This window comes from Citrobacter amalonaticus Y19, from assembly GCF_000981805.1.
Taxonomy (GTDB): domain Bacteria; phylum Pseudomonadota; class Gammaproteobacteria; order Enterobacterales; family Enterobacteriaceae; genus Citrobacter_A; species Citrobacter_A amalonaticus_C.
In genome coordinates, this window is record NZ_CP011132.1 from 4,784,379 (window position 1) to 4,804,196 (window position 19,818).

21 protein-coding genes are annotated in these 19,818 nt (G+C 53.8%); 5 read left to right on the top strand and 16 right to left on the bottom strand.

The genetic code is table 11. The features are described from left to right. The first annotated feature begins 10 nt into the window (after positions 1-10). Together F384_RS22100 and F384_RS22105 are read left to right on the top strand one after the other, a co-directional pair. A complete protein-coding gene (locus tag F384_RS22100) occupies positions 11-463 on the top strand; it encodes a hypothetical protein (RefSeq protein WP_046493819.1) in 453 nt (150 codons plus the stop codon). A gap of 267 nt (positions 464-730) precedes the next feature. Further along, a complete protein-coding gene (locus F384_RS22105) occupies positions 731-2,362 on the top strand; it encodes a Na/Pi cotransporter family protein (protein ID WP_046493821.1) in 1,632 nt (543 codons plus the stop codon). A gap of 98 nt (positions 2,363-2,460) precedes the next feature. Here F384_RS22105 and pepE read toward each other — a convergent pair whose 3' ends face one another. Beyond that, positions 2,461-3,150 carry a dipeptidase PepE gene (pepE, locus tag F384_RS22110; protein ID WP_046493823.1) on the bottom strand — a complete coding sequence of 230 codons (690 nt, stop codon included), beginning with the start codon at positions 3,148-3,150 and terminating at the stop codon, positions 2,461-2,463. A 413-nt stretch (positions 3,151-3,563) separates the two neighbouring features. On the opposite strand from pepE, the gene F384_RS30025 reads away from it, so the two are divergent. Then, positions 3,564-3,785, top strand: coding sequence for a hypothetical protein (locus F384_RS30025; RefSeq protein WP_155404028.1), 222 nt, complete (start codon positions 3,564-3,566; stop codon positions 3,783-3,785). Beyond that, positions 3,760-4,299, top strand: a complete 540-nt coding sequence (locus F384_RS22115; RefSeq protein ID WP_046493825.1) for a hypothetical protein — start codon at positions 3,760-3,762, stop codon at positions 4,297-4,299. The genes F384_RS30025 and F384_RS22115 overlap by 26 nt, the downstream gene beginning before the upstream one ends. Positions 4,300-4,400: 101 nt before the next feature. Here F384_RS22115 and F384_RS22120 read toward each other — a convergent pair whose 3' ends face one another. The 8 genes from F384_RS22120 to F384_RS22155 form a co-directional block, all read right to left on the bottom strand. After that, positions 4,401-5,213, bottom strand: a complete 813-nt coding sequence (locus tag F384_RS22120; RefSeq protein ID WP_046493827.1) for a shikimate 5-dehydrogenase — start codon at positions 5,211-5,213, stop codon at positions 4,401-4,403. Between the two features lies 1 nt (position 5,214). Further along, complete coding sequence (gene sorE, locus F384_RS22125) at positions 5,215-6,435, bottom strand: L-sorbose 1-phosphate reductase (protein ID WP_046493829.1); 1,221 nt, start codon at positions 6,433-6,435, stop codon at positions 5,215-5,217. Positions 6,436-6,488: 53 nt separating this feature from the next. Further along, positions 6,489-7,313: a PTS system mannose/fructose/sorbose family transporter subunit IID gene (locus F384_RS22130; protein WP_046493831.1), complete on the bottom strand. Its 825-nt coding sequence runs from the start codon at positions 7,311-7,313 to the stop codon at positions 6,489-6,491. Positions 7,314-7,324: 11 nt separating this feature from the next. Next, entirely contained in the window at positions 7,325-8,122 is a 798-nt protein-coding gene (locus tag F384_RS22135) for a PTS mannose/fructose/sorbose transporter subunit IIC (protein WP_046493833.1), read from the bottom strand. A 64-nt stretch (positions 8,123-8,186) separates the two neighbouring features. Continuing rightward, the gene (locus F384_RS22140) at positions 8,187-8,681 is read right to left on the bottom strand and encodes a PTS system mannose/fructose/N-acetylgalactosamine-transporter subunit IIB (RefSeq protein WP_046493835.1); all 495 of its coding nucleotides are present in this window, start codon (positions 8,679-8,681) and stop codon (positions 8,187-8,189) included. Further along, a complete protein-coding gene (locus F384_RS22145; RefSeq protein ID WP_046493837.1) occupies positions 8,681-9,088 on the bottom strand; it encodes a mannose/fructose/sorbose PTS transporter subunit IIA in 408 nt (135 codons plus the stop codon). The genes F384_RS22140 and F384_RS22145 overlap by 1 nt, the downstream gene beginning before the upstream one ends. Positions 9,089-9,097: 9 nt before the next feature. Further along, a complete protein-coding gene (locus tag F384_RS22150; RefSeq protein WP_046493839.1) occupies positions 9,098-9,904 on the bottom strand; it encodes an SDR family oxidoreductase in 807 nt (268 codons plus the stop codon). A gap of 70 nt (positions 9,905-9,974) precedes the next feature. Continuing rightward, positions 9,975-10,928 (bottom strand): sugar-binding transcriptional regulator, encoded by a 954-nt coding sequence (locus F384_RS22155; RefSeq protein WP_046493841.1) that lies wholly within the window; start codon positions 10,926-10,928, stop codon positions 9,975-9,977. Positions 10,929-11,271: 343 nt separating this feature from the next. On the opposite strand from F384_RS22155, the gene rluF reads away from it, so the two are divergent. After that, on the top strand, positions 11,272-12,150 hold the full coding sequence (gene rluF / locus F384_RS22160; RefSeq protein WP_046493843.1) for a 23S rRNA pseudouridine(2604) synthase RluF: 879 nt from the start codon (positions 11,272-11,274) through the stop codon (positions 12,148-12,150). On the opposite strand, the gene F384_RS22165 is transcribed toward rluF, so the two are convergent. The 7 genes from F384_RS22165 to rtcR form a co-directional block, all read right to left on the bottom strand. Then, entirely contained in the window at positions 12,147-12,419 is a 273-nt protein-coding gene (locus F384_RS22165) for a DUF3811 domain-containing protein (protein ID WP_046493846.1), read from the bottom strand. The genes rluF and F384_RS22165 overlap by 4 nt on opposite strands. A gap of 63 nt (positions 12,420-12,482) precedes the next feature. Beyond that, the gene (locus F384_RS22170) at positions 12,483-13,241 is read right to left on the bottom strand and encodes a DeoR/GlpR family DNA-binding transcription regulator (RefSeq protein ID WP_046493849.1); all 759 of its coding nucleotides are present in this window, start codon (positions 13,239-13,241) and stop codon (positions 12,483-12,485) included. Further along, positions 13,228-14,091 (bottom strand): Cof-type HAD-IIB family hydrolase, encoded by an 864-nt coding sequence (locus F384_RS22175; protein WP_046493851.1) that lies wholly within the window; start codon positions 14,089-14,091, stop codon positions 13,228-13,230. The genes F384_RS22170 and F384_RS22175 overlap by 14 nt, the downstream gene beginning before the upstream one ends. 15 nt (positions 14,092-14,106) lie before the next feature. Further along, a complete protein-coding gene (locus tag F384_RS22180) occupies positions 14,107-14,949 on the bottom strand; it encodes a histidine biosynthesis protein (RefSeq protein WP_046493855.1) in 843 nt (280 codons plus the stop codon). Positions 14,950-14,976: 27 nt separating this feature from the next. Continuing rightward, complete coding sequence (locus F384_RS22185) at positions 14,977-16,563, bottom strand: PTS sugar transporter (protein WP_046493858.1); 1,587 nt, start codon at positions 16,561-16,563, stop codon at positions 14,977-14,979. Positions 16,564-16,809: 246 nt separating this feature from the next. After that, positions 16,810-17,751, bottom strand: a complete 942-nt coding sequence (panS, locus tag F384_RS22190) for a ketopantoate/pantoate/pantothenate transporter PanS (protein ID WP_046493860.1) — start codon at positions 17,749-17,751, stop codon at positions 16,810-16,812. Positions 17,752-17,987: 236 nt separating this feature from the next. Then, positions 17,988-19,568, bottom strand: a complete 1,581-nt coding sequence (rtcR, locus tag F384_RS22195; protein WP_046493863.1) for an RNA repair transcriptional activator RtcR — start codon at positions 19,566-19,568, stop codon at positions 17,988-17,990. Positions 19,569-19,818: the final 250 nt, after the last annotated feature.

Genomic DNA, 19,818 nt, shown 5'->3' on the forward strand with positions numbered 1-19,818 from the left:
GCCATGTAACATGTTTAGCCAGCTCAAAGCCCGCAATAAAATTCTCTTATTCTGGGGACTGATGGATCTGCTGGCGCTGGGCGTCTATTTCTGGCAGTCCTCGCTTCAGGGTAACGTTCCCTTTTATTCGGATGTGGTCAATTTCACTCGCACCTTTTCCGCTTATGGGGCGAGTGAAGGACCCGGCGCGGCGATCCAGATCGTCTTCCTCGTAGGCCTGTTGATGAAGATTTCGCTCATCTACACCGCCTATCTGTTTCTGTTTAAAGATAAATTGAATTATATCCTGCTGGGCATTCAGGAGGTTTTACGCTTTGCGTCACTGACCTGCTCGGTCTCACTGTTTCCGCTGTTTTTCTCGCTCATCGGGAGCCATTCGGCAGCGCTGGCGCTGTCCGGATTTCTGTTATCCGAATGCGCCAAAGTGGGGTCGCTATGGTGGTATCACTCGCGTTCGGCATGACGTGAGCGGGGAAATCCCGACAGGATGTCACGAAACTGTCATCTTTCCTTACAACTAACAGGGTGCTCGCCGGGCACCCTGTCTCTTTCTTGCGTTTAAACCCTTATACTGGAAGAAGGCTCATGAGCGTTGCTTGACGGATGGCGACGTATACGCCTTATCCGGCCTACCGGGCTTATTTGTAGGCCTGATAAGCGCAGCGTCATCAGGCATGATGCTGGCGCCATGAGTCCCGGAAACCTATAACAATAAGGAGTACCTGATTCCGTGTTAACTCTGCTTCACCTGCTTTCTGCTGTCGCCCTGCTGGTCTGGGGTACCCATATTGTGCGTACTGGCGTCATGCGGGTGTTCGGCGCTCGCTTACGTACCGTTCTGAGCCGTAGCGTTGAAAAGAAACCGCTCGCTTTCTGCGCGGGGATTGGCGTGACTGCGCTGGTGCAAAGCAGTAACGCCACCACCATGCTGGTGACCTCGTTTGTCGCTCAGGATCTTGTCGCGCTGACGCCTGCGCTGGTGATTGTGCTTGGCGCTGACGTGGGGACTGCGCTGATGGCGCGTATCCTCACCTTCGATTTATCATGGCTGTCGCCGCTGTTGATCTTTATCGGCGTGATCTTCTTCCTCGGACGTAAACAGTCACGCGCCGGACAACTGGGGCGCGTGGGGATCGGCCTTGGCCTGATCCTGCTGGCGCTGGAGCTGATTGTCCAGGCCGTCACGCCCATGACGCAGGCCAACGGCGTACAGGTGATTTTCGCCTCGCTGACCGGCGATATCATGCTGGATGCGTTAATTGGCGCGATGTTCGCGATCATCAGTTACTCCAGCCTGGCGGCGGTATTGTTGACCGCCACCCTGACGGCGGCGGGGATCATCTCCTTCCCGGTGGCGCTGTGTCTGGTGATTGGTGCCAACCTTGGCTCCGGCCTGCTGGCGATGCTCAACAACAGCGCGGCCAATGCCGCTGCCCGCCGCGTGGCGCTCGGCAGTCTGCTGTTTAAGCTGGTGGGCAGCCTGATTATTCTGCCGTTTGTTCATCCACTGGCGAATCTGATGGATCAACTGCCGCTGCCGAAAGCAGAGCTGGTTATCTATTTCCACGTCTTCTACAACCTGGTGCGCTGCCTGGCGATGATTCCTTTTGCCGAGCCGATGGCGCGCTTTTGTAAGCGCATCATCCGCGACGAACCGGAACTGGATGCACACCTCAAACCGAAGCACCTGGACGTCAGCGCGCTGGATACGCCGACCCTTGCGCTGGCCAATGCCGCCCGTGAAGCGCTGCGCATCGGCGATGCGATGGAACAGATGATGGAAGGGCTGAAAAGGGTGATGCACGGCGAGCCGCGCGAAGAGAAAGAACTGCGCAAAATGGCGGATGACATTAACGTACTCTACACCGCCATTAAGCTCTACCTGGCGCGGATGCCGAAAGAGGAACTGGCGGAGGAGGAGTCGCGCCGCTGGGCGGAGATCATCGAGATGTCGCTCAACCTTGAACAGGCGTCGGATATTGTGGAGCGCATGGGCAGTGAAATTGCCGACAAGTCGCTGGCGGCGCGTCGGGCGTTTTCGATTGAGGGCTTAAAAGAGCTGGATGCGCTCTATGACCAACTGCTCAGCAATCTGCAACTGGCGATGTCGGTGTTCTTCTCCGGCGACGTGACCAGCGCCCGCCGGTTGCGTCGTAGCAAACATCGTTTCCGGATCCTGAACCGTCGTTACTCGCATGCCCACGTAGACCGTCTGCATCAGCAGAACGTACAAAGCATCGAGACCAGTTCCCTGCACCTGGGGTTACTGGGCGATATGCAGCGTCTGAACTCGCTGTTCTGTTCTGTGGCTTACAGCGTGCTGGAACAGCCGGACGAAGACGACGAGCGGGATGATTATTAACCGGCGGTAATGCCGAATGGTGTGGCGATTACCCGGCCTACAATGAGCACAATCTGTAGGCCGGATAAGGCGTTTACGCCGCCATCCGGCAACGTCGATTAAAAGCAGTGACCAGCCTCAACGGCAACCGCGTCTTCACCTGCGTTAAAAATATACGTGGTGTTCGGGCCACCAAGCACCGCCTGGCCTTTGCTCACGTTAATCCAGTTCCCTTCCGGCAAACCGATCACCGTCAGTTCTGGCGCGACAACCAGTAGTTCGCGAATACGCTGTTCACGCGTTTCGCCCTTATGACCTTCCGGCAGCGCGTTGGTGAAATGTGGGTTAATCTGTAGCGGGAACAGGCCCAGTGCATCGAAACCTTGCGGATCGACAATCGGCATGTCGTTGGTGGTGCGGATGGTCTGGCAGGCGAGGTTCGCACCTGCGCTCCAGCCGATGTACAGCGCACCGCGTTTAACCACGTCAACAATTGGCGCCAGCAACCCGCGTTCGCGGCTCTCTTTCAGCAACTGGAAAGTATTCCCTCCGCCGACGATCACCACTTCCGCATTTTCAATCGCCGCCAGCGGATCGGCTACGTTGTGAATGCCCACCACCCTGACGCCCATCGGGGCGAAGATCGCTGCCGTTTTTTCCGTGTACTCATCCCAGGTCTGGGTCACGCCTGCGAAGGGAATAAACACCGCCGAGCGGCGACCATTCAACTGTTCCGCAATCAGCGGCAGCGCGTGTTCCATCCAGCCTTTGCCTGGCAGCGTCGAGTTACTCAATAAAAGCAGTTCCATCATTTCTCCGTGAAATCAGAAAATTACAAACCGCGATAATGTACCACTGACAGTGTAGCGTCTTACTGACATGGCTCACGATGTTGGCTGGGGAGAGTGGACAAAACAACGTGAGATAAGAAAGAGCCGTGAGGAGAGAAATCAATGGCTGGATGAATAGAAAAGTGGCTCGAATTATTCTGTATAGGCCTCCAGAATATTGTTAAATTGACAGAGTAACGAAACCGCCTGGTCATTTTTTCGATAGCGAGTATGAGAATGCCTGTATCGGTGGTTATAATTGCAGGAATATCGAGCCTGCAGCGGTAGTTGCTAAGTGGCAAACGGTTTTAAATTGTTCTCGTGAAAGACTTTATAACCGAGTTATTTAAGGTAAATTTAATTTAAGAATGCGTTTTTACAAGGAATTTGATATGAGTAAAAATAAAAAGCCTCAACGTCCCGTCTCGTTTAACGTTAATTCTTTATCAAATAATGTGTTTCGTTATAGTTGGTACGAGAATGACAGTCCGTCTACTCCTGCAGGAGAGCCATTGCCGCATAAGGGAAAGGAGACTCAGATTATGAATTCTTTTGCACCGCCAACAAGACCAGGAAAAGGTGGAGACAATGGATCAGGTAACTCTGGAAAGTAACTGGGAAGGCTTGCTTTTCGATATCCGCCGTTCCGTCCGCTACCATAACAGACGTAGAGCTTTTTATGACAGATTAGATCAGTTCACAAATGTTATTTCACTGATTTTTGGTTCAACGGCTATTTATAGCGTTCTTGGGGAACATAATAAGATGTGGGCTGTTCTCAGTGGCGCAGTTGTGAGTGTTTTTGCGGCTATTAATCTTGTTATTGGTTCATCACAGCGCTCACGTAACCATTTTGATTTATCCAAAAGTTTTGTCGATCTTGAATCTAAAATGATTAAAGAATCCGAGCCCACTGAACAACTTTTGCGTGAAGCAACCTCCTTGCGTCTCTCGATTGAGAAAGATGAACCCCCAGTGCTTCGCGTTTTGGATAGCATTTGCTACAACGAACAGTTGTTGGCGATGGATTATCCTGTAAACCAAATGATTAAAATCAGTTTCTGTCAAAATCTGTTTGCTCAGTTTTTTGACTGGCGAGCCAGTACGCTACGGAAAATGCCAACATAAGCTAAGCGTATGTCTGGGTTGCACTATTCATGTCCGTTGTGTGTATGCTGCGTAACTGCAAAATAGTAAAGAGCGCCCATTGGCGCTCTTTTTACCCCTTCTTACCCGGCCCGGGCAAATTCAGCGGCTTCAACGATCAGCGCGTCATCCGGGCGCACGCCGGTGTACATCGCGAACTGTTCGACAGCCTGCAACGCAATCACTTCTGCGCCGCTGATGGTCTTTTTACCCAGCTTTTGCGCCAGCTTAATCATCGGGGTTTCCGGCGGCAGGGCGACGACATCGAACACCACGCTGGCGTTGGCGACCATGGGTTCACTGTACGCCAGTTCATCGCTCTCTTTGCCACCGGCCATGCCGACGGGCGTGACGTTGACCAGAATGTCACAGGCAATACCTTCCGGCAGCGGCTGCCACTGAAAACCATACTGTTTTGCCAGCGCCGGACCGCTGTCCCGGTTGCGAGCGGCGATGATTACATCGCGAAAACCGGCGTCGCGAAAGGCGGCAATTACCGCTTTGCCCATCCCGCCGCTGCCGCGAATCATCACCCGCGCAGCGGTGTCGAGCTGGTGGCTGGCAATCAGGCTTTTGACCGCGATGTAGTCGGTGTTGTAGCCCGTCAGCCTGCCGTCGTCATTGACGATGGTATTGACGGAATCAATCACTTTCGCCGACGGATCGACGGCGTCAAGAAACGGCATGCAGCTCTCTTTGAACGGCATCGAGACCGCGCAGCCACGAATGCCTAACGCGCGAACCCCTTTCACCGCCGCTTCAATGTCCTGGGTGGTGAACGCCTTGTAGATGAAATTTAAACCCAGCTTTTCATAGAGATAATTATGAAAGCGGGTCCCAAAGTTGCCGGGCCGACCGGCAAGCGACATGCACAACTGGGTGTCGCGGTTAATCATGTTAAATCTCCTCGGCATGCGACAGTAAATACTGTTCGGCTTCCTTAGACCAAATCCCGTGATGGCGTTCCAGAATAGCGCACAGTGCGGGGTCGTCAATCTGGTTGAGGGCGGTTAACGGTAACGCTTTCCCGGTATAGACCAGCTTTTTACCGCCGCCCACTTTCGGCAGCTCCAGCGTGGTCTCCCCTGCGGCATTCAGCCCAAGAATGTGTGTCACCACTTTGGCCGCCTGCACTTTTTTCTCTTCAATCAGCTTGACCGCCGCGCGCATGTCGTCAGTATTCCCGCCCGAGGTGCCTACATAGTGGGTGAAGGCGTAATGTACGTCGTAGAAGTTGATCGGGGCGCTGAACTGCTTATCCTGCGGGCCGGCAAAGAAGTTCATGCAGCCGTCGGGGGCGAGCAGGGAAGAGGCCAGGGTAACCAGTTGTTCATTCGGCACGAAGACAAAAATATCATCAAAACCGTGACCACCACTCAGCGTCATCAGCGTGTCGTACGCCGCATCCTGCGCGTGCAGATAGTGGATCAGCGTCTGCGGCTCAGAAGGATAATGTTTACGGGCATAGCTCAGCTTGTCGTGGTTGGTATCGGTGACCACCAGTAGCGCCGGATTGACGGGACCATGCAGCGCGTAGTCGATCGCCAGCAGCCCCATCGGTCCCGTTCCGCCGAGGATCAGCGTGCGACCCTGCGGGCGAATCCCCATGTTGTGGTTATAGGTGCCTTCCTGCAGGTGATAGTTAGCGTTGAATGCGCCGATCACGCAGGAGAGCGGTTCGACCAACGATCCTTCAAAGTAGGTCTCGCCTTCGTAAGCCAGCAGACAGTCCTGCTCCATCACCACATTGGGGATCACGACGTGCGTGGCTTCGCCGCCCACCCACGGGAAGGAGTAGCCGGGGCAATCCGGGCGATCCGCCAGTTGCAGGTTCGCCTGAATCACATAGCGCTGGCCGGGCTGAAACTTGTGCTGCCACTTTTTCCCCACGGCAATAATATCGCCGCAGAACTCGTGGCCGATGATGATCGGGTGGGTCGCCACATCGTCTGGCACCTTTTTATGACTCTCACCCTGATTGGCCTCTTTCCAGGAAGAGAGGCACAGGCTGTCGGTGACCACCGTTGCCAGAATTTCATCGTCCTGCATCTCGGGAAGTTCAAACGTTTCCAGGCGCAGATCGCGTTTGCCATAAAGGCGCAGAGCTGTCGTTAACATATATACCACCTCATGTTGAGCGAGAGCCCCGGCTTATCACCGGGGCGAAAAAATCAGGACAGGAAGCCCAGTGCGTTACCGATAATCCCCAGACCAAACAGGGCGAAAATCAGCCATACTGGGTTAATTTTTTTGTTGAGCAAACGCACCATCAGCATCGTCAGGCCCAGCGCCAGCAGGCCGGGGCAGAGCTGGTCGAGGATATTTTGTACGGTCATCGTGACGGTGCCGCCGTCTGCGCCAGGGGTTTGCGATACCACCAGTGGCACGTTGATGCTGGTCCACTTGGTGACCAGTACCCCCATCACGAACAGGCCGAGAATCGATGCGCCTTCGGTCAGTTTTTGCAGCAGGTTACCGCCCATGTCGCTGACGATGTTGACCCCTTTGTTGAAGCCAATCTGCAAGCCGTACCACTTCATCGCCAGACGAACCGCGTTGAAAATAAAGAAGAACAGCAGCGGACCGAGCACATTGCCGGACAACGCCAGCGACGCGCCGAGCGCAGCGGTGATCGGTCGCAATGTGCCCCAGACCAGCGGGTCGCCAACGCCCGCCAGTGGGCCCATCAGGCCCACTTTGATGCCGTTGATGGCGCCATCGTCAATTTCCGCCCCATTTGCACGCGCCTCTTCCATGGCGGCGGTTACGCCAATCACCGGGCCGCACACTGCGGGCGTGGTGTTGAAGAACACCAGATGACGCTTGAGTGCCGCCACCTGATCTTCTTTCAGCGGGTACAGGCGCTTGATGGCGGGGATCATGTCGTAGCAAAAGCCCAGCCCATGAATACGTTCAAAGTTGAAAGACGCCTGCTGCAGGTTGGAGCGAACAAACATGCTAAACAGGTCAGATTTGGTCAGTTTTTTCTGTTCCATGATGGGCTCCGTTAGTCATCAAGCTGGTCAAGGGCGGTGGAGGCGGTGGCCTGCGCCTGCGGTTCGGCTTTACGCCACTGCGGATTCAACTGGATGTAGACCAGCGCAATAATCGCGCCGACGCCACCAAAGGCCAGCAGGCTCAGGTCGAGGTAACCACCGGCGATAAAACCGAGGAAGAAGAAAGGCATCAGGTACTTCACGCCCATCATGCGCAGCACCATGGCGTAACCAACCACCACGATAAAGCCACCGGCAATTTGCAGGCCGCGAGTGACAAATTCCGGGATGGCGTTCAGCATGTTGCTGACCATATCGGCACTGACAAACAGCGAGACAATCAACGCCGGGATGGCGACGCGTAGCGCCTGTACGCCCAGCGCGGAGACGTGGAGGATGTCGATAGTGCGAAAACGTGCGTCTTCTGCGGCCTTATCCGCCGCATGCTGGAACACCACGGTGATAGTACGGGCGAAGACGGTCAGGACCTGGCCTGCCGCCGCCACTGGCAGCGCGATAGCAATACCGGTCGCGATGCTCTGCTGGCCGACGATAACCAGAATGGCGGAGATAATACTGGCGAGCGCGGAGTCCGGAGACTGCGCGGCACCGACGTTCATCCAGCCAAGCGCGATCAACTCCAGCGTCCCGCCGAGCATCACCCCGGTTTTTAAATCACCGAGGATCAGGCCGATAACCGTACAGGCAATGAGCGGGCGGTGGGTCTGAAATTCATCCAGCACGCTGCCCATCCCGGCAATACAGGAAAATATAAATATGGCGATAATTTGTAGGGTACTGATTTCCATAATGGGTCACCTTAAAGTGTGAACATCCCTGCCTGTTAAAGCATACGTACACAGGCGCTTTTATTTATTCAGCGAACGACTGTTCTTTTATTTTTTCGAGAATATTAATAGATGGATCGGAGGCGACCACGCGCAAATCCAGGGTGACGCCAAATTTATCCAGTTCGCGAAACGCATTAATATCATCGTCATCTAAGGACACGGCTTTGGTTAATTGTTTTTTACCCGGTCGCCAGGCCATGCCGCCAATATTTAAGGTGGCAATTTTCACGCCTTGTTTGACCATCGCCAACGCATCCTGTGGGCGGGTAAATAAATAAAATACCGTTTCGTCCTGGTACTGCGGATTATGATAAACCGCGACGGCTTTTTCGATATTCACCACATTGACCTTCATCCCCGGCGGGGCGGCCTGACGTAATAATGTCCGGCGCACTTCATCGTGATAAACCTCGTCATTACAGATAATAATCCGCTGGGCATTCGCCACCTTCGACCAGACGGTGGTGACCTGACCGTGGATCAGGCGGTCATCAATACGGGCAAGGGTAATATTCATCAGAAATCCTCTTCGGTCGTTTCCAGATGCTGCCAGACCACGCAGGTTTGTTGTGCAATGGTCGTCAGGTGTTCGCACAGTTCATCCACATTCATACTGCTCTGGTTATCCACCAGTTCCAGCGCCAGCGGCAGGGAAAGTCCGCTAATCACCCGAATGTTCGGATTGCGCATCGCAAGCGTTGCCGCGGCGTTCCACGGACTGCCGCACTGCAGGTCAACGGCTATCAGCCATTCACTATCAGTGTGAGTACTCACCAACTTTTCCAGCTTGCTAATGATGTCGTTGGCGTTCTCGCCGGGGACAAAGGCCACCGCTTCAACGTTGGCGTCACCGTAAACCATCTGCACCGATTCCAGCATGGCGCAGGCCAGTTTGCCGTGAGCACAGAAGATTGCATTAACCATAACGCCTCCTTAGCCGCGCGTTTTTCCGCCCGCAATGTTAGTGGTTACTCCGGTAATGTAGCTGGCGCGTTCGGACAGGAGATAACAAACGAAATCAGCAACTTCGGTCAGACGTCCTGAGCGACCAATGGGGATGGCGTTCTTGCTATAGCCTTCGCGCAGCTGATCAACGGTGATATTGCGGGTCCATGCCAGCGCCTCTTCATATTCCGGCGTGCGCAGTCCGGTTTTTTCCAGAATCCCGGGAGCAATACCGACCACGCGAATGCCGTGTTTGCCCAGCTCTTTTGACCAGGAACGGGTGAAGCTATTCAGTGCCGCTTTCGTTGCGGCATAGCAACTCTGGCCTTCTGACCCTTCCAGCCCGCTTTCAGAAGAGACGTTGACGATGACGCCGTTACGTTGTTTCACCATCTGGCGCGCCGCCGCTTGTGACATTAAGAACACGCCTTTCTGGTTGATATTGACCATTTTTTCAAACGCGGCTTCGTTTAATTCATATTTTCCCGCCGGGGCTTTTTCATCAACCAGCAGGCGAGGAAAGTTAACGCCGGCGTTATTGACCAGACCGTCAATTCGGCCGAAGCGCTGGATAATTTCATCCACGGTGTGATTAACCTCTGTGGCGCTGGAAATATCCGTCGGCCAGAAGTGATAACCATTATTGCCTTCATGTTTTGCTTCACCGCCGTGAATATCCGCCATCTGGACATTCGCGCCTTGTGCTAATAATTCTTCGACAATCGCTAAGCCAATTCCGGATGCGCCGCCGGTAACAATAATGACTTTATCCTGTAGATTTAACCACGTTTGCATAATTAACTCCCAGTTTCAGAGAAGGGGATCCTGCATAAAATAAATTACGTCAGGATCAAGATGAATATATTTACTTCAACAACAATTCAGCGGTATGGCTGTTAGTGACTAAACCATTAATATATTTTCCACGTAATGCGCCGAGAATACCGCTTAGCTTTGCTTCACCCATTGCGATGCCGATGGAATAACGCGCCTGCTTTAATTTGTTGGTTTCGATGGAGAGCGTTTTTTCGCTCATATTGGTTTCCACCGTCACGCCGTTGATATCGTAAAAGCGCGAACAAATGTCTCCGGCAACCTGGCGGGCGTGCAGGTCGTCACTCTCTTCGCTGCCGTAAAAGGCATGCCAGTTTGCGCCGTCGCGAATCGCCGGAGAGCCGATCCCCACCAGTGCGACATCCAGATTCTCCCAGTAGGCAGAAATCGACTTAAAGTGCTGGGACTGCATAATGCCGTTACGAATTAATGGGTTTTCCAGCAGCGCCGGAAAATCGGCCAGGTGTGACTCTCCTTTCAGCTTTGCCGCCGCGCCGTAGGTCAGCGTATTGACGTGATAGCGGCTTTCAAGCTTGCCGGACGGCCCGCCGATGATCGGCACACAAATCAACTGACGTGACTGGCTGGCTGGCGACAACCCTTCGACCAGCGCACAAACCGCGCGTCCCCAGGAAAAACCGATGATGTCGCCGGGTTCCAGCAAACGTTCCAGCAACTGCGCGCCATGCACGCCCATCATCGCAAGTTGTTCCTCTTCCTGCTCGCTGTCGCAGGTGATCACCACCGCCTCTTTAAGACCGAATCGTTGTTTGAGTTGCTGTTCCAGCCACAGGTTTTCGTTGTAGTCGTAGTTGATGGCAATGGTGACGATACCCTGTTCGCGACCGCGTTTGAGCAGGCGACTGATAGTAGTGCGATAAATCCCCAGTTCACGGGCGATCTGTGCTTGCGTCATATCCTGTTCGTAATAGAGCTGCGCTATTTTTACGATCAGGCGAATGTCATCACTGTTTTCCGTCGCCATCTGTAGACTCCTGCACATTTGTGCAAATCACGAACTTGCCTTCCTGATCTGATATAACCTCATAAAAGCGGGAGTTCAAAGCGATTTTCTCTTCTTTCCGCGCCCTGAACTGGCGGTTTGTGTTGCACATATGATGCGCGGGTCGATCGTTGTTGGCACAGATGTGCACACAATCCTAATGTCTTGATTCTGCTGATTTTCATTCAACAAAATTGCAGACAAAGATCGGCGACACTTTTGTGTCGAAAGGTGTGGCGGATCACAAATAGCGCAGAGGCCATTGTGCACGATTATTTTTTATCGCCAGCAAGGTAGGGTATATTTCGCATTCAAAGGAGAAATTATGCTGCCCGACTCATCATCCATACGACTCAACAAATACATCAGTGAAAGCGGAATCTGCTCGCGTCGCGAAGCGGATCGCTTCATCGAGCAAGGAAACGTTTTCATCAATGGCAAGCGCGCTACCATTGGCGACCAGGTGATGCCTGGTGACGTCGTGAAGGTGAATGGTCGGCTGATTGAGCCGCGTGAAGCGGAAGATTTGGTCTTTATCGCGCTGAACAAGCCGGTGGGGATCGTGAGCACCACCGAAGACAGCGAACGTGACAACATTGTTGATTTCGTTAACCACAGCAAGCGCGTGTTTCCGATTGGCCGTCTGGATAAAGACTCCCAGGGACTGATCTTTCTGACCAACCATGGCGATCTGGTAAATAAGATCCTGCGGGCCGGTAACGATCACGAAAAAGAGTATCTGGTCACGGTCGACAAACCGGTTACGGATGAATTTATTCGTGGGATGAGTGCGGGCGTGCCGATTCTGGGCACCGTCACCAAAAAATGTAAGGTGAAGAAAGAGGCGCCGTTTGTCTTTCGCATTACCCTGGTTCAGGGGCTGAACCGTCAGATCCGGCGCATGTGCGAACATTTCGGTTATGAAGTGATGAAGCTTGAACGTACGCGCATCATGAACGTTGGCCTCTCCGGCCTGCCGCTGGGTGAATGGCGTGACCTGACGGATGATGAGCTGATTACGCTGTTTAAGCTTATCGAAAATTCCTCTTCGGAAGCGAAACCGAAGGCGAAAGCAAAGCCGAAAACGGCGGGAATCAAGCGCCCGGTGGTGAAAATCGAAAAGGCGGCGGAGAAAGAAAAATCACGCCCGGCGGCAAACGGTAAACGCTTTACCTCGCCGGGGCGTAAGAAGAAAGGGCGTTAACGTCTGCCGCGCGTTGGCGTATTTGCGGACCAGGAAAAAGAGGCTTCCGCATCCGGTTTATAAGCCTGTTTTTTCTTCAACTGACGGGCTTTTTTTGCCTCGGCCTCACGCAAGACCATCAGCTTGTCAATGTACTCTTTCTTCACGTTGTTGGTCTCAGCGTTGGTCAACTGACGACCATGCGCGATACGGGCGCGATCAAGCAGCGTTTTTAGTTCGCGCTGTTCGCGCTCGGTCATCTCTTTTTGGGTAATGCGGGGGAGTGCCATACGGGTGCCCTCTGTCTGCCAGGTGATTTCAGTGTACGGCAATACGCCACGGGCGGATAGCGTTCAGTCAGCAATACGCAGTTTTCCTGCGAAATCCTGTTGTGTATAACCCGTTGTTTTAAATCCCTTATCCGTAATGATGTGATCAATCTCTTTGAGCGTGGCGATACACATCACGCCGTCCTGACCAAATTTAGTGTGGTCGGCGAGAATCACGGATTTTTTACTCATCGCAATCATCGCTTTGGCAACGTACGCCTCATCAAAGCTCTTCACGAGTATGCCATGCTGTGGCGAAATGCCGCCCGCACCAATAAAACAGATATCGGCGTGAATCGCATTAATCTGCTGGCATACCGAGACGCCCAGATTGGCGCGGAAATGGTAATCGTATTCGCCGCCTAAGACATAGACACGCGCCTGGAGATTATGCTCTTTTATTTTATCGGCAATGAGTGCGGAATTGGTAATAACGGAAAATGCGAGAGGGGGTAAGTGTTCGGCAAGAATAAGATTCGTGGTACATGAATCAATAAACAGCGTATCGTGCTCGCTGACCATTCCCGCAGCGACTTTGCCAATCGCCATTTTTTCTTCGCGATGCGCATCGATTCTTGCGCCAAATGCGTCTTCCTGGACAACCTGTTTTTTGACGGCGCCACCGTGAATTTTGGTGATCTGACCTTCAGACTCCAGTAAAGAGAGATCGCGGCGAATAGTTTCTGAGGTCACATTTAACGTTTCTGATAATTTAATAACGGTCACTTCACCGAATTTGTTTAATTCATCAAGAATATGTTTTCTTCTTTTAATCGGGTTCATTATTTTCCGCCTGGGTCGAGCTTTGCCGCATGGTAACTGGATGCGCAGAGCAACGCAACCACTCCAGCGCGCAGACGATGCCCTCATCATCATTCGTGGTTGTCACATAGCGGGCCTGACGTTTCACGCTGTCTGGCGCGTTGCCCATCGCGATGCCGAACCCGGCAACGGCAAACATACTGATGTCGTTCTGCTGATCGCCAATGGCGGCAATCTCAGCGGTTGGTCGATTTAATTGCCGGGCGATCTCATTTATCGCATAGCCTTTATTAATCTCGCCACGCTGAATATCAATATAATTCCCGCCAGTGATTGTCGCTTTATAGTCAGCAGGCAACAGGCTGTTTATTTCCCTGCACAGAGAGTCGATCCTTGCGTGTTCTGCCACCAGCGTGATTTTAAATATATCGCGACGATTAAAGATATTCCCTGGTGCGGCGTTAATAAGCGGTAACTCAAATAAGCTGGCCTCATACGATGTCCACGGAGCAATAAGGCTGTCGTAACGGTGATAAATCGCCTGTGCGGTGAAAAAATGGTGAGGATAGCGGGACAGCGAAATATGCCGATCAATCTCTCTGAGATCCATTCGGGTGAGTGCGGCAGAATGCAAAATGCGCTGTTGCGTCATTTCAAGGATTTGTCCGCCGTTGAAGCCAGCACACCAGCCAAACAGCGTCTCAACCTGCTGCTGTTGTAACAGGCGCGCCATTGAGGAGACCGGTCTGGCGGAACAGGCGGCCAGCAGACCGCCGCGCTGGCGAAATTCAACCAGCGCCTGATGTGTGCGTGGACTGATAGTCTTCTGCGACGTCAGTAATGTTCCATCCAGATCGGTAACCAGTAGCATTATTGTTCTCTGTCGTTATGCATGCGCGATAAACGGTGTCACGGCCTCTTTGGCGGCATTGCAGACCATATTGTCGATTGCCGTGCCGACGACCAGAATATTGACCCCGGTGTCCTTAAACGCTTTGGCATTGGCGAGGTTAATACCGCCTTCTGCCAGCGTCGGGACGTCCACCGCGCTAACCAGCGCCCGAAGACGGTCTTTAATCATCTGCGGGATATCGCCTGCCGCCACGCCTTCATAGCTCATCCCGGTCATCAGGCCGATCATATCGACCCCAATCTCCTGCATGCGCTTCGCCACGCTGGCGACCTCTTCCGGGGTGCGTGCCGGAATGCCGAAGGTATGCAGATCATCGGGATGGCCAATGTAGGCATCAACGGTCAGGCCATATTCATGGGCGAGGTTGACGATGTCCTGTAGGTCGTCCCAGTCAGATTTGTGAGTGTGTAAACCGTCGGCCCCGGCGCGGGCAATCTCCAGAATCTCCGTTTCACTGAGCGGCACGGGCAGCGTTTCGGTAAACCCACCCGCAATCCCCACAGTGATGAAGATGTCGTCCGGTACCACATTACGCACACCGTGTACCGCTTCAGCCATCTGACCGTTGGTGATTTCGTGGCGGATTTGCTCCGCCGCGTGCATGTTGCTCACCCCCTTGTGTCCGCGAGCCAGCGCCAGCGCAGGATGGTTCGGCTCGAGCAGTTTCACGCCAGCTTCACACACCGCTTTTGCCAGGCGCGCATCGTCGCCGGTGATCCCTGTGCTGAGGATGGTTTGCCCGCCGTGCAGCGCGATGGCATCCTTCACTTTCTGTAACGCTTTGGCGCGTTTTTTATTCATATCGCCTTTAAACATGGTGTACCTCTGGTGTTGGTGCATTTATTAACGGGCAGACGCTACAGATTCACTCTGTACGACAGCCTTAAAACGGTTCGCAATAATTGTGGTAATGCAGGTCATAATCATGACGATGGCCATCACGATCGCCATTTGCAGCGCATTGCTGGATAAGAACGGCGAGGCGAAAGCCGGAACGTAGGCCACCCCTTTGACGTTAAAGAAGCCGAGCATCATGCCGCCCATCCCCGCCCAGAAAATGGCGGAGCCAAAGACGATTTTGTTGGCGAACATGAAGGGGTAGGCGGATTCCACGAAGGTCCCGAAGCCCAGGTTGATAAGCAGGCCCGGTGTGGCAACGGCCGCTTCGCTTTTTTCGCGTGGCGCGATGACGTTCGCCAGGTTGATGCCGGCTGCGACCATGACCAGACCGACCATGTCCACGGCGCCGAGGAAACTGACGCCCGATTTTTCCATCTCCAGCAGCACCAGCGGCAGGATGACCGCGTGATAGACGCCGCCCAGAATGGCTGGCCAGATAACCAAACCGGCCAGCAGCCCGGCAAGAATCGGACTGAATGCCAGCGTGCTTTCGATAGCCAGTTTGATGTAGTTACCTGCGGAGAGCGCCAGTGGGCTCAGCAGATAGTGCATGATCAAGCCGGCAGCCAGACCCGAAATCCCGCCAGCGACGATGTTGACGGTGGTCATCGGGAAGCGCCAGTTCAGGCACAGTTCAAACAACCAGCGCACAAAAATCCCGGCCATCACACCGCCGATAATCCCGCCGATCAGGCCGCCTTCAACGGAAAGCACCCCGGCGACGACCCCGGCCACAATCGAAACTTCATCGAGTTCGGAAATCTGTTTTGCCGCCAGCACGGCAACCAGCACCGGAAGCCCTTTCAGCAGGATTTCAAAGATATCGTTGAGTTTTTCCAGCCCGGGAATGTGGCTCAGGGCGAGTACGATCGCCATTGCGATAAAGCCCGGCAGCGCTGGGATCATGATGCTGCGGATGTTAAAGCGCTTGAGCAGACTTTTTCCGGAACCGCCCTGTGAAGGCGACGCGCTGCCCAACTGGGGTTTGTACTTGATACCCCAGTGTTTACACAGTGAGGCCACGAAGGAGACTGCGCGGGTGCGGCTGGTGGTGCCGGTTGTACCTGAAGTCGCAACCACATTGGCACCTTTTGCGGCGACCAGCGCCATCGAGGTGCCGCCGGTGCCGACGATAGGGGTTTTCATCTCCACGGCGGCATCAAAAACGGCCTGGTTTGCTTTTACCGGATCGGCGCTCATCACCACGATCCCGTCGATCTCACCGCTACGGATCATCCCGGCTATCTGACGATCGCTCTCGACGACGGAGGCATTCACCTCGGCGAGTTTTCCCTGAAAGATGCGTTGTGGTTTTGTGTTGTTTTCTGCGGTTAAGGCATAGACGGATGCGGGAGTGTCAGGTTTAGCGACATCCATCGAGGCGTCTGCCGCGATGAACTGCACGGCGGCGACTGTAACACCCGCGGCTTCGCACTGCTGATAAATCTCCTGGAGTAACTTCTCTGGCTCGGCGCCACCCAGGTTGTAGAGGTTGCCTCCACTGCTTCCAATAATCGCAATTTTTTTCATAGCGGCCTCAAAGGTAGGGTAAGGGGTTATCTGTGTTGTAGTGGAATCATATTCCCAATCAAAACAAAATAAAGCAACATCTAGAGATCGTGGAAAACTGTCGATAAAATACGATCGCTTATTTAACTAATTGAATATAATCAATAAAATATTATTTTTGTTTTGTGTTGATATTTGTTGTTTTGTGATGTGGTTCAAACAAGAGGGAAGAAGAGGAACAGGGGGAATCCCCCTGTTCTGAGGAGATCAGTTTTCTTTGACCAGTTTACGCGGCTCATTATCAATCGGCTTACCGGACCAGTAGCCAGCCAGCAGGGAACCGGAAAGGTTGTGCCAGACGGAGAACAGCGCGCCAGGCAGTGCGGCGAGCGGTCCGAAGTAGATTTTACCCAGCGCGGCGGCGAGACCTGAGTTTTGCATTCCCACTTCGATTGCCAGTGTGCGGCAGGTTGACTCGTCAAAACCAAACAGACGCCCGCCCCAGTAACCGCCGAGCAGGCCGATGGTGTTGTGCAGGATAACGGCGATAATCACCACAAAGCCGACGGACGCGATATGCGCGGCGGAACCCGCGACCACTGCGCTGATAATCGCCAGAATGCAGACCATCGAAAACGCGGGCAGGTAAGGCTCGACCGCCTTCACCACGCGCGGGAACAGGTGGTGGATCACCAGGCCCAGAGCAATCGGGATCACTACAATCTGCAGAATACTGAGCAGCATGCCCATCACATCAACCTGAATATGCGCATCGACATACAGACGCGTCAGCAGCGGCGTGGCAACCACACCCACCAGCGTGGAAACGGATGAGATCGTCACCGAGAGCGCCACATCCCCTTTCGCCAGATAGATCATGACGTTAGATGCCGTGCCGCTGGCCACGCTGCCCACCAACACCATTCCGGCGGAGAGTTCCGGCGGCATGTTAAACGCCAGCGCCAGTATCCATGCCGCCAGCGGCATGACCAGATAGTGCAGGAAGATCCCCGCCGCAACCGGCGCGGGGCGCGAAAGCACGCGTTTGAAATCATCCACCTTCAGGTGGACGCCCATGCCGAACATAATCAGCATCAGCAGTGTCGTTACCCACGGGCCGACAGGGATGAAGGTGGATGGCGTGTAATAGGCAATAACCGAGAGCAGCAGCGCCCATAACGGGAACAGCCTGGTGAGAGTGGCGAGCATGTTGTTTTCCTTGCACGTATGTTGTGTTTGCTTGTTATAAACCGGTCAGGATCGAGCCAAACCATAGTTAGGTTTTATATTGTGAAGGTATATTATTCAAACAAATTATACACTTTATCCTTCAAGCTGCCTCAGCGTTGGCTGTCTTCGTTCACCCCTGTCACTTACTTATGTAAGCTCCAGGGGATTCTCTCAGTTGCCGCCTTGATGCAACTCGAATGATTTTGTGTATATGTTCAAGTTCTGACTTTGAGATTTTCCCAACTCAGGCCGAATCGTGCCAGATACTTACGCAGACGGTCGGCATCGTTGGGATTGGCTTTCTTTTGTCGGGAGACGGCGAAGAGTTCACGTCCGGCTTCGGACAACGATGCGCTGCGGCGACAGACGTCGAGCACGGTTTCCAGCTGGCGGCGATCAAAGAGGTCGAGTTCCATCTCCAGTTCCGGTTGTGACGACGCGTCCCCCCAGCTTTCCTGCAACAGCGCAATCTCTTCTTCGACGAGGGCAAGCGTAATACGCCCTTTCTCGGCCAGCGTCGCCATTCGCGCGACGGAGGAGCTCAGCTCGCGGAAATTGCCGCGCCACTGCGCCTGCGGCGAACAGGCAAACGCCAGATAGCGTTCGCGCGCCTCTTTATCAAAGCGGATCTGACTCTGTCGACTGCGGGAGAAACGTTGCAACTCATACTCCACGTTAGGAGCGATATCTTCACGTCGCTGCGCAAGGCCGGGCAGGGGAAAGCGCCACATGTTAATTCGTGCGTAGAGATCTTCACGAAAACGTCCTTCGGCGACCCACTGCGGCATATCGCGATGGGTTCCGGCAATCAACTGGAAGTCGCTGTGCACCTCTTTATCGGAGCCAAACGGGAAGAAGGTTTTCTCCTCGATCGCTTTCAGCAGCATGGCCTGTTCATCCAGCCCCAGTTCAGCGATCTCATCCAGAAACAGCACGCCGCCATCGGCTTCGCGCAACAGCCCGGTTCGCGACGACAGTGCGCCCGTAAAAGCACCTTTCACATGACCAAACAGTGTCGACATGGCGTTATCACCGCGCAGCGTCGCGCAGTTCACTGCCACCAGTTTTCCACCCACCAGATGTCGCGACTGGCGAAGCTGAAAAATCCGTGTGGTGAGGAAGGATTTCCCCGCGCCAGTAGGGCCGGTGAGCAGGATAGGATCGCCAGAGCGCAAGGCAACGCGCTCAATGCGGTCAATCAGTTTGTTGAACGTCGCATTGCGCGTCTCGATACCGGCTTTGAGGAAGGAGACCGACTGCTGCTGCTCACGCTGAAAGCGACTGGTGAGCGTGGCATAGCGGCTTAAATCGAGATCGATAACCGAACAACTGCCAGCGGCAACGTCCTCTTGCGGCGCACCCTTCGGCGCGGGACAGGTTTGCAGCAGGCTGGCGGGCAGATAACGGGCTTCCGTCAGCAGGAACCAGCAAATTTGCGCCACGTGGGTGCCGGTGGTGATGTGTACCAGATACTCTTCGTTCTCGGTATCAAAAGTGTAGTGAGTAGCAAAGTCGAGGAACGCGGCATAGACCTCTTCGAAATCCCACGGATCGGCAATGGTAATCGCATGCGGGCGGACCTGGGTATGCGGGGAGAGCAGGTTGATATCCTCTGCCAACTGCTGGCACATCCCGGTGTCGTGTGGCTGGTGGATAAGCTCCAGCCGATCAACCGGGAAATCTGGCTGTTGACACAGTCCGACGGTAGGTCGCCATTTCTTGAGGCGGTTTGCCCGCTTACCGCGTTTGTCCAGCACCGTGCCCAGTACGCCAATCACCACCCGCCGTTTTTTCATGTTTTATCCAAAAAGATAAATATCGATATTGAAAGATAAAAAATAAGGAAGGCATCTGCAATCACCATTATTAGCGATAAAAATTAATTCCTTATTAATCAGTTAACTAAAAAATAATTTCATCTTTTTTCCGTTCTGGCACGCTTCTGGCAATAACTCTCTCGTCAATACGTTGAAAGCGCAGGGGGTTAAACCCCGCCGGCACGTCAGGAACGGCAGCGGCTGTTTTCCGGAGGTGTTCCGTCAACCA

Excerpts from the sequence above, each read along its gene's own strand:
- F384_RS22100 (WP_046493819.1), top strand. The coding sequence starts at position 11 with ATGTTTAGCCAGCTCAAAGCCCGCAATAAAATTCTCTTATTCTGGGGA.
- pepE (WP_046493823.1), bottom strand. The coding sequence starts at position 3,150 with ATGGAACTGCTTTTATTGAGTAACTCGACGCTGCCAGGCAAAGGCTGG.
- F384_RS30025 (WP_155404028.1), top strand. The coding sequence starts at position 3,564 with ATGAGTAAAAATAAAAAGCCTCAACGTCCCGTCTCGTTTAACGTTAAT.
- F384_RS22115 (WP_046493825.1), top strand. The coding sequence starts at position 3,760 with ATGGATCAGGTAACTCTGGAAAGTAACTGGGAAGGCTTGCTTTTCGAT.
- F384_RS22120 (WP_046493827.1), bottom strand. The coding sequence starts at position 5,213 with ATGATTAACCGCGACACCCAGTTGTGCATGTCGCTTGCCGGTCGGCCC.
- sorE (WP_046493829.1), bottom strand. The coding sequence starts at position 6,435 with ATGTTAACGACAGCTCTGCGCCTTTATGGCAAACGCGATCTGCGCCTG.
- F384_RS22130 (WP_046493831.1), bottom strand. The coding sequence starts at position 7,313 with ATGGAACAGAAAAAACTGACCAAATCTGACCTGTTTAGCATGTTTGTT.
- F384_RS22135 (WP_046493833.1), bottom strand. The coding sequence starts at position 8,122 with ATGGAAATCAGTACCCTACAAATTATCGCCATATTTATATTTTCCTGT.
- F384_RS22140 (WP_046493835.1), bottom strand. The coding sequence starts at position 8,681 with ATGAATATTACCCTTGCCCGTATTGATGACCGCCTGATCCACGGTCAG.
- F384_RS22145 (WP_046493837.1), bottom strand. The coding sequence starts at position 9,088 with ATGGTTAATGCAATCTTCTGTGCTCACGGCAAACTGGCCTGCGCCATG.
- F384_RS22150 (WP_046493839.1), bottom strand. The coding sequence starts at position 9,904 with ATGCAAACGTGGTTAAATCTACAGGATAAAGTCATTATTGTTACCGGC.
- F384_RS22155 (WP_046493841.1), bottom strand. The coding sequence starts at position 10,928 with ATGGCGACGGAAAACAGTGATGACATTCGCCTGATCGTAAAAATAGCG.
- rluF (WP_046493843.1), top strand. The coding sequence starts at position 11,272 with ATGCTGCCCGACTCATCATCCATACGACTCAACAAATACATCAGTGAA.
- F384_RS22165 (WP_046493846.1), bottom strand. The coding sequence starts at position 12,419 with ATGGCACTCCCCCGCATTACCCAAAAAGAGATGACCGAGCGCGAACAG.
- F384_RS22170 (WP_046493849.1), bottom strand. The coding sequence starts at position 13,241 with ATGAACCCGATTAAAAGAAGAAAACATATTCTTGATGAATTAAACAAA.
- F384_RS22175 (WP_046493851.1), bottom strand. The coding sequence starts at position 14,091 with ATGCTACTGGTTACCGATCTGGATGGAACATTACTGACGTCGCAGAAG.
- F384_RS22180 (WP_046493855.1), bottom strand. The coding sequence starts at position 14,949 with ATGTTTAAAGGCGATATGAATAAAAAACGCGCCAAAGCGTTACAGAAA.
- F384_RS22185 (WP_046493858.1), bottom strand. The coding sequence starts at position 16,563 with ATGAAAAAAATTGCGATTATTGGAAGCAGTGGAGGCAACCTCTACAAC.
- panS (WP_046493860.1), bottom strand. The coding sequence starts at position 17,751 with ATGCTCGCCACTCTCACCAGGCTGTTCCCGTTATGGGCGCTGCTGCTC.
- rtcR (WP_046493863.1), bottom strand. The coding sequence starts at position 19,568 with ATGAAAAAACGGCGGGTGGTGATTGGCGTACTGGGCACGGTGCTGGAC.